This window comes from Chthoniobacter sp., from assembly GCF_040003245.1.
Classification (GTDB): Bacteria; Verrucomicrobiota; Verrucomicrobiia; order Chthoniobacterales; family Chthoniobacteraceae; genus Chthoniobacter.
The window spans coordinates 1-11825 of the sequence record NZ_JBDUCX010000216.1 but is presented as its reverse complement, the minus strand read 5'-3'; the positions used below and the strand labels follow the sequence as shown (position 1 = coordinate 11825).

15 protein-coding genes and 1 pseudogene are annotated in these 11825 nt (G+C 61.5%); 7 read left to right on the top strand and 9 right to left on the bottom strand.

Annotated elements, in window-relative coordinates:
• The 3 genes from ABJF10_RS23760 to ABJF10_RS23750 form a co-directional block, all read right to left on the bottom strand.
• The coding region (locus ABJF10_RS23760) for an SMC-Scp complex subunit ScpB (RefSeq protein WP_348547105.1) at window positions 1-394 on the bottom strand (394 nt) is incomplete at its 3' end.
• A gap of 24 nt (window positions 395-418) precedes the next feature.
• The gene (locus ABJF10_RS23755; protein WP_348547104.1) at window positions 419-1141 is read right to left on the bottom strand and encodes a segregation/condensation protein A; all 723 of its coding nucleotides are present in this window, start codon (window positions 1139-1141) and stop codon (window positions 419-421) included.
• Between the two features lie 82 nt (window positions 1142-1223).
• Window positions 1224-1895, bottom strand: coding sequence for a DUF4412 domain-containing protein (locus ABJF10_RS23750; protein ID WP_348547103.1), 672 nt, complete (start codon window positions 1893-1895; stop codon window positions 1224-1226).
• A gap of 129 nt (window positions 1896-2024) precedes the next feature.
• Here ABJF10_RS23750 and ABJF10_RS23745 point away from each other — a divergent pair, with 129 nt between their 5' ends.
• Genes ABJF10_RS23745 through ABJF10_RS23735 form a run of 3 tightly spaced genes read left to right on the top strand, consistent with a single transcriptional unit; the run spans window position 2025 to window position 3330 of the window.
• Complete coding sequence (locus tag ABJF10_RS23745) at window positions 2025-2771, top strand: type III pantothenate kinase (RefSeq protein WP_348547102.1); 747 nt, start codon at window positions 2025-2027, stop codon at window positions 2769-2771.
• Between the two features lie 41 nt (window positions 2772-2812).
• A complete protein-coding gene (locus tag ABJF10_RS23740; protein WP_348547101.1) occupies window positions 2813-3046 on the top strand; it encodes an addiction module protein in 234 nt (77 codons plus the stop codon).
• On the top strand, window positions 3043-3330 hold the full coding sequence (locus tag ABJF10_RS23735) for a type II toxin-antitoxin system RelE/ParE family toxin (protein ID WP_348547100.1): 288 nt from the start codon (window positions 3043-3045) through the stop codon (window positions 3328-3330). Before ABJF10_RS23740 ends, ABJF10_RS23735 begins: the two co-directional genes overlap by 4 nt.
• A 28-nt stretch (window positions 3331-3358) precedes the next feature.
• Here the strand turns inward: ABJF10_RS23735 and nagB are convergent, their stop codons facing one another.
• The 3 genes from nagB to ABJF10_RS23720 are packed head-to-tail and all read right to left on the bottom strand — an operon-like array spanning window position 3359 to window position 6421.
• Window positions 3359-4141, bottom strand: a complete 783-nt coding sequence (nagB, locus tag ABJF10_RS23730) for a glucosamine-6-phosphate deaminase (RefSeq protein WP_348547099.1) — start codon at window positions 4139-4141, stop codon at window positions 3359-3361.
• 2 nt (window positions 4142-4143) lie between these two features.
• Window positions 4144-4998, bottom strand: coding sequence for a PIG-L family deacetylase (locus tag ABJF10_RS23725; RefSeq protein ID WP_348547098.1), 855 nt, complete (start codon window positions 4996-4998; stop codon window positions 4144-4146).
• Window positions 4999-5014: 16 nt separating this feature from the next.
• Window positions 5015-6421: an ROK family protein gene (locus ABJF10_RS23720; protein ID WP_348547106.1), complete on the bottom strand. Its 1407-nt coding sequence runs from the start codon at window positions 6419-6421 to the stop codon at window positions 5015-5017.
• A 341-nt stretch (window positions 6422-6762) separates the two neighbouring features.
• Here ABJF10_RS23720 and ABJF10_RS23715 point away from each other — a divergent pair, with 341 nt between their 5' ends.
• Window positions 6763-7065 (top strand): hypothetical protein, encoded by a 303-nt coding sequence (locus ABJF10_RS23715; protein WP_348547097.1) that lies wholly within the window; start codon window positions 6763-6765, stop codon window positions 7063-7065.
• A 322-nt stretch (window positions 7066-7387) separates the two neighbouring features.
• On the opposite strand, the gene ABJF10_RS23710 is transcribed toward ABJF10_RS23715, so the two are convergent.
• Both ABJF10_RS23710 and ABJF10_RS23705 read right to left on the bottom strand, forming a co-directional pair.
• Window positions 7388-7834: a hypothetical protein gene (locus ABJF10_RS23710; protein ID WP_348547096.1), complete on the bottom strand. Its 447-nt coding sequence runs from the start codon at window positions 7832-7834 to the stop codon at window positions 7388-7390.
• Between the two features lie 39 nt (window positions 7835-7873).
• Window positions 7874-8809: a hypothetical protein gene (locus tag ABJF10_RS23705; RefSeq protein ID WP_348547095.1), complete on the bottom strand. Its 936-nt coding sequence runs from the start codon at window positions 8807-8809 to the stop codon at window positions 7874-7876.
• A 317-nt stretch (window positions 8810-9126) separates the two neighbouring features.
• On the opposite strand from ABJF10_RS23705, the gene ABJF10_RS23700 reads away from it, so the two are divergent.
• Both ABJF10_RS23700 and ABJF10_RS23695 read left to right on the top strand, forming a co-directional pair.
• Window positions 9127-9846 carry a hypothetical protein gene (locus tag ABJF10_RS23700; RefSeq protein WP_348547094.1) on the top strand — a complete coding sequence of 240 codons (720 nt, stop codon included), beginning with the start codon at window positions 9127-9129 and terminating at the stop codon, window positions 9844-9846.
• Between the two features lie 683 nt (window positions 9847-10529).
• Window positions 10530-10997: a hypothetical protein gene (locus tag ABJF10_RS23695; protein WP_348547093.1), complete on the top strand. Its 468-nt coding sequence runs from the start codon at window positions 10530-10532 to the stop codon at window positions 10995-10997.
• 273 nt (window positions 10998-11270) lie between these two features.
• On the opposite strand, the gene ABJF10_RS23690 is transcribed toward ABJF10_RS23695, so the two are convergent.
• Window positions 11271-11447 (bottom strand): hypothetical protein, encoded by a 177-nt coding sequence (locus tag ABJF10_RS23690; RefSeq protein WP_348547092.1) that lies wholly within the window; start codon window positions 11445-11447, stop codon window positions 11271-11273.
• A gap of 192 nt (window positions 11448-11639) precedes the next feature.
• Between ABJF10_RS23690 and ABJF10_RS23685 the strand changes: the two are divergent.
• A pseudogene (locus ABJF10_RS23685) lies at window positions 11640-11825 on the top strand (ROK family protein); the annotation flags it as partial.

Genomic DNA, 11825 nt, shown 5'->3' with positions numbered 1-11825 from the left:
CCACCGCCACCCCGCGCACCGCCTCGATGTCCGCCCGCGTCACCGGCTGGCGATAGGCAATGATCGCCAGCGTCTCCAGTTGCGGGCCACTCAGCCGCGTCGGCTTGGCTTCCGGATAGAGCTGGCGGACCCACGGCGCGTAGGCCGATTCGCTGACCAGCGTCCAGCCATTGATCCGCTCCACGATCTGGAACGCCCGTCCACTCGCGACCAACTCCGCCTGCAATTCCGCCAGCGCCGCGAGCACGTCGTCCGCCTTCGCCTTGGCAAAATCCAGCGCGCTCTGGTCCTCGGTTCCCTCCCCCGCAGCACGCAATGCCGCCACGATCTCCTTCGTCAGGAGCGGCTTGGGCGAAGCGAAAACGAGCGCTTCTATGACTTGTTTCAGGGTCATGGTGGCGAAAAGACTTTCCACGAATTACGCGCGCCGCAATTCGATTTCCCCGAACACTTCCTCTTGCACGGCTTTCAATTGCTTGAGCCGGATCAGTTCCAACAGCGCCAGGAAGGTCACCACGATCTCCGTGCGCGAGGCCACGGTGGCAAAAAGCTCGGTGAACTTCAGCGGCACGCCGCTGCCGGTCATTTTCATGATGAAATCGATCTTGTCCGAGACCGTGTAATTTTCCTCGAAAATCTCGCGCAAGTCCTCGCTCTTCGAGGCGATGCGCTTGAGCACGTTGTTGAAGGCGTTGATAAGGTCGAAGACGCTCACGTCGCCCAGCGGGCGCTCCGGCTGCGCGGTCTCCGGCGATTCCGCCATGCGGGCGAAGAGATTGCTCTGGTCCACCTCGCGTTGCGAGAGATGCGCCGCCGCGTCCTTGAATTTCTTGTACTCCACGAGCTGCCGGATCAGGTCCCAGCGCGGATCATCTTCCTCGGCCTCCTCTTCGGGCGGCTGCACCGCGGCGGGCAGCAACGCACGGCTCTTCAGGTAAATGAGATTCGCCGCCATGACCACGAACTCACCCGCGAGCTCCAGGTCCAGCACCTTGAACGCCTCCATGAACTCGAGGTACTGCGCGGTGATGCGCTCGAGCGAAATGTCGTAGATGTCCACTTCATCCTTTTTGATGAGATAGAGCAGCAGATCGAGCGGGCCTTCGAAGACCTCGAGTTTGACTTTATATTCCTGGGACATGGAGCGGGCGAGACTACGCGCCCTCCCGCTGGGTTGAAAAGCGGCAAGTGCGCGTTACCGGAAACCGGCTGGTCGATCGGGCTTAATTCCCGCCCGGAGCTCCCGGCATTGCCATGCTCTGGTAGCCGGCCGGCACGTCGAATTCCTTGGCGTCCACGTCCTGCTCCTTTACCGAGGTGATCGTGCTGGTCACTTTCGACCCCTGCATCGTGGTCTCCGTCTTGATCGCCGGCCCGGGCAGCGTCGTGGTATCGGGACCCATCTGCATCCCACCGAAAAAGCCGCTGCGCATCTGTTTCTCAAACGCCTTCAAGGCAGCCGCTTGCGGGTGATTCTTGGCCACCCACAGCTTCGAGGTGATGTTCCCATCGGTCCATGTGTAGACCGCACAATCAAAGTCACCCACCTTCTCGGATTCGCCGGTGGCTTTCAACTCGGGCGCGGCGCCTCCCTTTACCCCCGTCTTCTGCTTGGCCGCCTCCATCGCCTTCTTGAGCACCTCCGCATTCGTCTTCACCGCCATTTTCTGGGCATGAATGAGCTGTACCGAATCACCCGTCTTGGTATCCACGATCGAGCTCATCGCGCCCGCGGGCCCATCGGGAATATCCACGCGCAGCTTGTCCCCCTTCACCTTCGTCGTCGTGGCGGTGTTGAGTTGCGGGCTTTCGATCTTGGATTCGATGACCCAATCCGCTGAGGCGGTGGTGATAAAAATAGCAGACGCGGCGAGAGCGGAGAGGAAGGCTTTCATAAACGGGCAACAACTCTCGCGTGCGAAAGCCCCGGCGGGAAGCGAAATCGGGGAGGCGGAGGGGGAATTAACATGTTTCAAAATACCTTTGACCTCCCCGGCGACTCTCGTTTGTCATGCCCCGCCCTCATGAGCACCACTACCGCCGACTTCCTGCTCATCGACAACAGCAACTCCTTCACGAAGTTCGCCCTTTCCACGCGGGACAAAGTCGGGCCCGCCCGCAAGCTCCGCACCGCCGAACTCGACGCCGGCAGCCTGAAAAACGCCCTCTTTGGCTGGCAATGGCAGACCGCCGTGCTCTCCAGCGTGGTGCCGTCCAAGGGCGACGTGATCGCGGATTTCCTTTCGCCCTCGCCCGTCGTGCGCGTCGGCGCCAAGACCAAGCTCGGCGTCGGCATCGATTACCCGCAACCGAAGACCATCGGTGGCGATCGACTGGCCAATGCTGCCGCCGCCTTCGCGGAATTCGGCGCGCCCATCGTGGTGGTCGATTTCGGCACCGCCGTCACTTTCGACATCGTCTCCGCCGCGGGCAATTACGTCGGCGGCGTCATCGCCCCGGGTCTGGAAGCGATGACCGACTACCTGCACCAACGGACGGCCCTCCTCCCAAAGATCACCCTCCTCGAACCCCCGAGTGCCATCGGCAAATCCACCAAGCACGCCATGCTCGCCGGCGCCGTCTACGGCTATCGCGGCCTCGTCCGCCAGATCCTCCAGGAAATCGCCAAGGAACTCGGCCTCAAGAAACTCCCCGTGGTCGCCACCGGCGGCTACGCCGAACTCATCGCCGCCGGCCTCCCCGAGATGAAAAAAGTCGTCCCCGATCTCACCCTCGACGGCCTGCGCATCATCGGCCGGTTGAATTCCTAACGGCGGATTGCCAAAGGGGCGTTTGCGAGGGAGAATTGGATATGCCGAAAACGCTCGAAGCCATCACGCAGGATGTCCTGGAGTTACCGCGCGCGCAGCGCCTGGCTCTCGCCCGCATCATCTTCGATCTCGATGACGAATCCGCAGATCCGGATGCGGAAGCCGCTTGGGACGCAGAGATCCGTGTGCGGTTGAAGAAATATGATGAGGGCCAGCTCGAGACTGTTCCCTACGAAACTTTCCGCGCGGAAATGGAGAGACGTTTCGGACGGTGAACCTGCGGATCCCCAGCAACGTCCGGCGGGAAATTCAAGAAGCAGCCGAATACTACGAGGGGGAACGGGCCGGCCTCGGGGACCATTTCTGGCAGGAAGTGGACATGCATGTGCGCTGGATTCAGGCAAACCCAACCGTACCACGGCTGCGCGGCGGTGATTATCGACGCGTTAACCTGAAGGTATTCCCGTACTACATTGCCTGCGCGATTCGTCACGAAGCGATCGTTCTGCTGGCCGTAGCTCACGGTCACCGCAAACCCCATTATTGGACGGAGACCTGATCTCCTGCCATCACCACTCTCCCCGTCCCTACAACTTCTGCCAGTCCGGCTTCCGGTCGTAGACCCACCGATAATACTCCGTCCGCGCCAGCTTCGTCGCCGCGCCTTCGTCGATGATGCACGTCGCCACCGGGTGCATCTGCAAAATCGACGCCGGGTTCATCGCCGTGATCGGGCCCTCCACCGCCCCGGCGATCGCTTCCGCCTTCTTGTCGCCGAACGCCAGGATGATCACGTGCCGCGCGTCCATGATCGTCCCCACACCCATCGTGACGACATGAAACGGTACCTTGTCCGCGTCCCCGAAGGCCTGCGCATTGTCCCGCCGCGTCTCGGCGGTGAGCGTCTTGATGCGCGTGCGTGACGCCAGCGACGACGACGGCTCGTTGAACCCGATGTGCCCGTCGCTGCCGATGCCGAGCACCTGGAGATCGATGCCACCCGTGGCCACGATCGCCTCTTCGTACTTCCGGCAAAACGCCGGGATGTGCGACGACAACCCATCGGGAATGTGCACCCGCTCGCGCTGCACGTTGATCTGCCCGAAAAAGTTCTCCCACATGAAGGCGTGATAACTCGCCGGATGCTCCGGCGGCAGTCCCACGTATTCGTCGAGGTTGAAGGTGGTGACCCCGCTGAAATCGAGCCCCTGTTCCTTGTGCATGCGCACCAACTCCCGGTACATCGGGAGCGGCGTGCTGCCCGTCGCCAGGCCGAGCACCGCGTGGGGCTTGTCCCGCACCAGGCGCGCCACATGCCGCGCCGCGATCATCGATGCATCGTCCGCTGTCGGTTGAATGATGATTTCCATGTTTACCTTTCGAGCCGCTGCCGGAGTTTGGCGGTCACATCCGCCTTGAAGCGATCAATAAATCCGGTCACGTAGCCGACGATGTCCAGCGAGTCGTCAGCGGCCAGCGGCGTCAGGTCCATGGCAAAGGAGAGCGCATCGCTCTGGTCCACGCCGTGGCTTTCGAAAAACGTCGCATTCGCCCGGCGCCGCCCGACCACCGCGAGGTCGTAACGCTTGCCTCCCGCGATCTGCGAATCGAAGAGCCCATTCAACGCCGCGGCGAGGTTCTCGTGCCCACACACATCGTGGACCACCTTCTCCGCATCGGGCAGCCAGTCGAGATCCCGCCACACTTCGCAGCCATAGACGGCCTGCGGACGTTCCTGGCGCGGCATCTCGCGGATCGCCTGGAGCACCGCCACCACCACCGCCACGTGCGTCTCGTGCTTGTCCGCCGGATTGTGCGTGTAGACCACCCGGGGTTGCGCGGCGGCGAGAAGATCGATGAGATCATCCTTCAAGCGCTCATCGCACGGGTCCTTCACAATCTTGCTCGGATAATCGAGCTGCACCATCGCCGCATAGCGCCCCACGATCGCCGCCTGCCGCTGCTCCTGCCGGCGCACGCCCATCATCTCTTCATCGGAATATTTCGCGTACGACCCCGTGCGCGAACTGCCCGCGCCGTTCGTGCAAGTCACCCCGCCGAACCAATCCGCCTCGCTGTGGTAACACGCCTGGATGCCGTGAAAGGCCATGAACTCCAGATCGTCCTGATGCGCGCCGACTCCCAGGTGCGTGATGCGCCCCAGCGCCGCGGCGGGGTCTTTCCCATCGGGAATGAAGATGTCGGCGGAGGGATGGCGAAGCTGCATACCGTGCAAGTTGCTCCTATCGGTGTAGCGCGGGCAAGCTCGCCGCGGCCACCGCCTGGCCATGCCGCTTGTCCTTTTCCTCCGGCGTGCGCAGCCGGATCTTCTCGGCCAGCTCGGGAAACTCCGCGCGCAGCACTTCGCCGGCTTTCTCCATGATCACCGCGCCGCCTTCCCCGCTCGTCGCCCGGCCGAGGATGAGCAGATTCCGAATCTCATAAAAGTTCGCGAGATGTGCGATGGTGTAGCCAAAGCAAACGCCGATCGTCTCGTAAATCCGGCGCGCCCGCTCATCGCCCGCCGCCATCAGCCGCTGCACCTCCACGAGCTGCTCGGCAAATTTCATTCCCGCCGGAAATTTCAATCCCGCCAACGGCGCCAGACGCGCCACCCCTTGCTGGCAAAAGTACTGCACCGCGCACCCGCGATCCCCGCTCCATTCGTCCACCGGCGCATTCTCCCGATAGTCGATCGGCACAAAAGCCAGCTCATTGAGCCACGGCGTGATCGACCCATCCGCGGTCACATAGCCCCCCGCGACACTCGTCCCCATGGAAATCCCGAGCACCCCATTCTCCCCCATGCTCATTGAGCCGGCCAGCGCCGTCACTTCCCCATCGTTCACCACCTCGAACGGCACCCCACCCCACGCCTTCTGCAACTCAAAGAAAATCCGCCGGATGCGCCGGTCGAAATCCGCCGGCGCCACCCCGCGAAAGAGCGAAGCCACCCGCACCTCATTATTCACATACACGCCCGCCGAACTCCCGCCGATCGCATCCACCCGCGGCAAATGCGCCGCCGCCCGCCGCAACGTGTCATCGATCCCATCGTAGTGATACTGCGGATCACTCTCGAAATACGGGTCCCAATTCACCTCTTCCGAAAAGACCACCCGCCCATCGATCACCGCCGCACACTTACGATCCGAGCCCCCGAGATCGAAGCCGATGCGGCACCCATCGAGATGCCGCCCCAGCGCCAGGGAACTTTCGCGCGCCTCGGGCATCGCCTTGAGTTCCACCGCCTCCACGATCAGGTCGCGCCCATGGATCTTCGTTCCCATGAATTCGCAGTCGAACTTCCGTTCGCCCGCCGGCTGGTAAATCTCCCCCAGCATTCGCGCAATCGCCGGGTCGCCCCCGATCATCACCCGATGCCCGCCCCGCGCCCAGAGGAGAAATTTCACAAGCCGCTCCACGTACTGGCGATTCAGCGCCACATTCTCGCCCGCATGCGCCAGCACCGCCGTATCGAACCGCGAAATCGTCCCATCCGTCCGCTCCAGCGCTATCGCCAGCGGATGCACCCCCGGATTCCCCTCGCACCGCGCGCGGTAGGCGCGATTCCACAGCTCCGCCGGAACGAAACCGGGATCGAGCGGAGGCGTGATGGCAGGGCGGATATCCATGAAAGGGGCCGGCATCATTAAAGTGGCATCAAAAGTCTGACCAGACTTTTTCGATGATTCCGCCGGATTCTCAGATATGCCACCCTGCAATTAACGCCCCATTCCCCTCCCGATCAAGGGAGGCCGCGCAGCCGCTCCGCCTCGGATTGGCCGCCTTTTGAGAAAAGCAAATTGCCGCACACGCAGAGACCACACTGATCCCGTTTAATCAGTATGACACTGCGCAAGCGGCATAAAATCGTCCTGCTCTTCTGGGTTCCTTTCTGGTCACTCGCTCTTTTGAGCGTCGCCCTCATCGGCTGGGGTACGGGCTTCATTCATTTTTGAAGCACGCCTCGACAATTACTTCTGAACCGATGATCGACCAGCCCTGCTCCGACGCCATCTGCCGGGAAATGTCCGGCGAAATGGAGGATATGGCGCGTTGGCTCTCCGGAGGCGGTTTGAGTCCCGAGCAGTTTCGTTTGAGTTTGACCGAGCTGGAAGGCCGCAAACTGCAACGGTTTGGGCTGAAAATGACCAGTTCGGTTTCCGCGAGTAAAATCGTCCATTTCACCCTGCGCTTTGTGGAAACCGGGGAATTCTGCTCCAGCATGAATGTCGACCCCGCGACCGGCGCGATGAGCGTTCAGCACGCCTGTGCGTTGGCTCCCCGGTGACCTCTCCCGCGCAACGACCCACCGACGCGCGTCAATGGCCGGCCATTCGCAGCCCTCGAACCCTGGCATCCCGACTGCTTTGCAACTACGAGCAATGAAACGCACTCCGACCACTCCCAAGCTCCAGTGGCTGCGTGGGACCAAAGGCAATCGTCTCGGTCTCATTCTCCCTGCCAGGTAATCTTCCGCCGCGTCAGCAGTCACTGCGCATCAGTGCGACCTGCGGCGTCAGTTCCTGACGCTGGCGTATTCCGCCGCATCACTCTCGGCGCCTTTCTCCGCCGTGTCAGGCACCAGGGATCGAATCCCGATGTGGCTGCTACTACTTTTTCGCCGGCGGGACGGCTTCTGGATAGATCATATATCTCATGAGGGTGGCATTCCCATGGTTCACCTTCCAAATAAACCTTTCGGTCACCGGACCTTTTTCACATTTCGAATTGTAGTTAAAAAAGACCGTCCCATCGGGGTTCTCCTTGGCGTAGACCCGGACGGAACTGAGGAAGTCTCCGAACTTCGCCTGCATCTCATTCATAACGCCCAGGATACTGGCCTTCTCCTGCCTCCGGAAAAACGGATCGGCCTCCTGATAGATCTCCTCGAAATGGCCGGCATTGAACTGCGCGTGAAAGTGGGCAACGGCGTAGGAAGCCGCGGTCTGATCATCACTATAATACCGTGCTTGGGCCGGAATGATCCCCTTCCGGGCCAGCAGGAACACGAGCCCCATCATCGTACAGACGATGGCCGAGCTGATGAGCACTTTCAATCGTGTGCGCGGGTTCATGGGGGCCTTCCTGTCCGCGTCTTATTTCCCCGGCTCGATCAAGGACTCACCGGCGCCCGATTCATCCGCCAGCTTGAACCTTTCCTTGCCGCACACAAACCGGACGGGCCCGGGCGTGCCACTGTTGTTGTGCGTGATCGTCATGCGCATTTCGGATGGCTCCTCACCGAAGCGCCCCCGCTCGAACACCTTGATTTCGCCGACGATCATCCGATGGCCGGTGTTCATCGCTCCCGCGCCCGCGAGCGTCCCATCGTCCTTGAACCAATAGTAACTCATCCATCCGTGCCCGGGAGAAAACTCCAGGTCGTGCACCAGGAAGAGGCAATGCAAATGCTCCCCGGATCCCGAGATGATCGGCAGTTCGAGCAAGCGATCGCTCGGCGGCCACCATCTTGTTTTCTCGAACGCGAACTGCCGAAACATCGATTGCAGGTCGGCCGCTTGCCGCACCAGGCCGGCCCGCGCGAAGTTTTCCGGTTTCGACAGGAGACTATCCAGCGCTTCCCACCACGACTGCTCTTTGCCGCAGGCAGTCTCGTGACCGGGCTGCCAGATCACCTGGAACAACTCCGCGGCCGGCCGCGGATCAGCCCGTCTCCACGGCACATCGATCGCCACCGTTTGGGCCAGCCGGTCGAACTCCCAGCGCAAAGCCAGATCCCCGCAAACCCGATTCAGAAGCTCCCTGGCAGAGCGCGGAGATTGCAACCACTCATCCTGCACCGCCAATGGCCGTCCCTCCATTTTCCCGACCACCCGCATCAACTTCGCGGTATCATCCGGGCAAATCATCTTCCACCCCGTGGCCTTCTGAAGCTGCGTCATCGCCTCATCAAAGGAAGTGTAATGCGCAGGCAGCAAGACCTTCGCTTCCAAAGGATCGGGGCTCTGCGCCCGGCCGATACCACAGCACGCCACGAGAATCAGGAGGGCCGAGGCCAGGACGCTTTTCATGATCGAGGGGAACATCGTCGCGGATAGTCTGCCTCATCCGTAGATTTTCTCATTCGATATTGCCAGCGCTCGCTGCGCTTGGGTGTAGGGCGCGTGTCCCCACGCGCCGGGATGGCGCGGCCATCCAGATTCTCACTCGGCGCGTGAGGACACGCGCCCTACACCTGTGATCGCCGCGAATTCATGAACACGGCGGAAACATTGCCACGGACTCGTAGTCGCAGAATCGCCGCCACCATCTCCACACCTCATGCCGTGTCCGCCGCAAATCGGGTGACAACCTAAACCGAAACTGCTCTAGGATGTCAGGAAAGAGGATGAACTCCCCGTCATTGAAAATCGCTCTGCTCGCGGGCGGGTTGTGCCTGGTCTTCCAAGCCACCAGCCGGGCCGGCACGGAAAAGCAATTCCCGGATTACAACTTCGCCGTCACCGTCCCGGATTCCTGGGCGGACCGGACGAGCAGCATGAAACAAAAAGGCGTGGTCATCGCCTACGGTGATCCCGCGCACACGCGCCTGATCTATGTGCTGACGACAACCGAAAACCCACCCACCACCGAGGCGGACGCCAGTTTTGCCGCCGGCTATGAAAAGGGACTGGAGCGTTCGGGAGGCAGCAAGCGGATCTCCAGCCGGTTTGTGGAAGTGCATGGCATCATGAGCTACGAGCGTACCGGCTCCATGGCCCCGAAGGGCAAGAGCATCTCCACCCTCGCGAGAAACATCCCCATCCGCGGTCGGTTTTACGCGATCACGGCGATGCGTTTCGATGGCGGCCTGGCCGGTGAAGACGCGGAGATTCGCAGCTTCGTCGAAAGCTTCCGTTTCCTCACGCCCCCACAACGTGTCCTGGATTCATCCGCAGCGGTTCGGTTTGGTTCTTTCGTCAGTCAGTCGATGCTCACCATCGCCGCCATCATCGGCGTCATCATGCTCATCCGCCACATCTCCCGATCCAATCGCCCGCCCCGCCCCCCACCGCTGCCCACAGCCCCACCTCCGCCTCCCAAATCTCCGCCCCCGCTCCCGGAATAGGCGAAGGCTTCCCCGTAAAGCGTCCTGCTCGCCATCGCACGAGGACCAACAAAACCGCCGTTGACCACACCTTTGACGTGATACAGCAATGTCTGACGATGAAACCGGCCAAGGTCCGCGACCTCACCACCCTCTCACCAAGCAAAGCCCGCCAGCCGGTAAGATCAGTTGGGCCGCGCGCTTGGCGAAGCGTCCACCGGTCGACAAAGGTCTTTCCGAGAAAGCACGCCAAAAGCTGTGGTCGGCTTTGCGGGATTGAACCACTGTGGACACCGGCACTTGATTCAAACTCGGGTCTTCTCGTTACGAAAGTGAGGCTTTCGTAACGCACTTGCGTGGGTGCAATTGCATCGCGTGGAGGTGCAGGCGGAAGCAACCCATCAGGTGTCAAGAGTCGACGCTGATTCCCGAATGGCAAATGGGCCTCGAACGACATCTACACCAACTCGCGGAAGGTGACGCTTTCCAACAGTCTAAAACTAGTGCCCCGCCCCAGATTTCACCAAGCGTTTGGGCGCCCCCAGCGGCTCGTGCAGTGATAGTGGGAATGAGGAAAGCAGGAAAGCAGGAAAGCGGGACAAAACGGAGGCGGGTTGTGCAGTGAGCCCAGGAGCGGTGTGATCGAGGTCAACTCTTGACATTGGATGACGCGGCAGAAACGGTTCCTCCGCAAGACCTCCACCATGGCCTCCAAAAAACTGCCGGCCCGTCTCGTCACCGATTACTCGGTCGAAGAACTGGCGGCGTTCCGCGAGGCGTTCCAGCCCTTGGCGCAGCGTTTTCGCCGGCGCTCACAGCTCTGCTGGTACGCGACCATCCCGGCCTTGCTGTTCTATTTTCTGTGGGTCTGGTTGCCGGAGCCCTTCTCGACGGTAGCCCTGTGGCTGACCGGTGGTTTCGGACTCTTCGCGCTGGTGAATGCGCCGTTCCTGCCCCGGTGCCCGGCGTGCCAGGCCGGGCTCAATGCCGACGGTCCCTACTGTCCCATGTGTGGGAAGCGATCGTTGCGGTCCAGGGGGATCTTGCTTTCGCCGGAGTGCGACTCGTGCGGCCGGCGGATGCGACGCAGTAACGCCGGAACGCGATTGTACCGGATCCGCGCGTGCTCCCACTGCGGGGTGATGCTGGACGACGAAGGCCTGGGCCATTGAGACCTCCACTTTGGTCCCGGGAAAAATGTCGGCGGCTGAGGAATCGAACCTCGCCCGGTTTATTGCCGGGATTCCGCAGATTTGCACTGCTGCCGCCTGCATCCTCAGACGCAGGAACGATGCCGTTCGTTCACGACAATTGGGCCGGACGGCCCGGCCGTGTCACGCATGTCGCGCGGCTTGCGCAGGTGTATAGGGCGCGTGTCCCCACGCGCCGGGCTGATGGCGCCAACCCGCCTCACTCCCGGCGCGTGGGGACACGCGCCCTACACTTTAGTCCGCGGTCGGGAAAGGAGACGGGGCGGATTTGACGACCTGGAGCTGTTCGCGGTCGATCCAGACGATCTGGTTCCGGTAGTTGATCGGCATCATGCTGGGAGGCAGCCCTGCGGAAGGAATGGTGGCAAGTTCTCCGGTGACGAGGTCACGGACGGTTACGAATGCAGGCATTTCGTCTTTCATTTTGGATAACGTCACAACCGTATATATACGCATATACTATAATTACAATAAGAATCGCGGATTATTTCGGCTTCGGATTTCCGGCGGTGCGGGGTGCGGGCGGGAGGTAGCACGGCGAGGGACGGCAGAAGATTGACCTCGCTGCCGCCGCTCCGCACTCTGGAGGCGATATTCTCTTCCATGGACACCACACGCAAAGCCATCGGCATCGACTTCGGCGGAACCACCATCAAATCGGCGGTCGTGGAGGATGGCCGGTTGATCGGGCACGGGGAGATGATCGAGACCGAACGGCATCACGGGGCGGCATCGCTCATCGAGGAGATCTTGTGGGTCATTGACGCATTGCGGGCGACGCACCCGGAG

Bases quoted from the DNA above. Each gene is read 5' to 3' on its own strand.
- ABJF10_RS23705 (WP_348547095.1), bottom strand. From the start codon at position 8,809: ATGAAAAGCGTCCTGGCCTCGGCCCTCCTGATTCTCGTGGCGTGCTGT.
- ABJF10_RS23725 (WP_348547098.1), bottom strand. From the start codon at position 4,998: ATGCAGCTTCGCCATCCCTCCGCCGACATCTTCATTCCCGATGGGAAA.
- nagB (WP_348547099.1), bottom strand. From the start codon at position 4,141: ATGGAAATCATCATTCAACCGACAGCGGACGATGCATCGATGATCGCG.
- ABJF10_RS23690 (WP_348547092.1), bottom strand. From the start codon at position 11,447: ATGCCTGCATTCGTAACCGTCCGTGACCTCGTCACCGGAGAACTTGCC.
- ABJF10_RS23695 (WP_348547093.1), top strand. From the start codon at position 10,530: ATGGCCTCCAAAAAACTGCCGGCCCGTCTCGTCACCGATTACTCGGTC.
- ABJF10_RS23745 (WP_348547102.1), top strand. From the start codon at position 2,025: ATGAGCACCACTACCGCCGACTTCCTGCTCATCGACAACAGCAACTCC.
- ABJF10_RS23700 (WP_348547094.1), top strand. From the start codon at position 9,127: ATGAACTCCCCGTCATTGAAAATCGCTCTGCTCGCGGGCGGGTTGTGC.
- ABJF10_RS23750 (WP_348547103.1), bottom strand. From the start codon at position 1,895: ATGAAAGCCTTCCTCTCCGCTCTCGCCGCGTCTGCTATTTTTATCACC.
- ABJF10_RS23715 (WP_348547097.1), top strand. From the start codon at position 6,763: ATGATCGACCAGCCCTGCTCCGACGCCATCTGCCGGGAAATGTCCGGC.
- ABJF10_RS23720 (WP_348547106.1), bottom strand. From the start codon at position 6,421: ATGCCGGCCCCTTTCATGGATATCCGCCCTGCCATCACGCCTCCGCTC.
- ABJF10_RS23755 (WP_348547104.1), bottom strand. From the start codon at position 1,141: ATGTCCCAGGAATATAAAGTCAAACTCGAGGTCTTCGAAGGCCCGCTC.
- ABJF10_RS23740 (WP_348547101.1), top strand. From the start codon at position 2,813: ATGCCGAAAACGCTCGAAGCCATCACGCAGGATGTCCTGGAGTTACCG.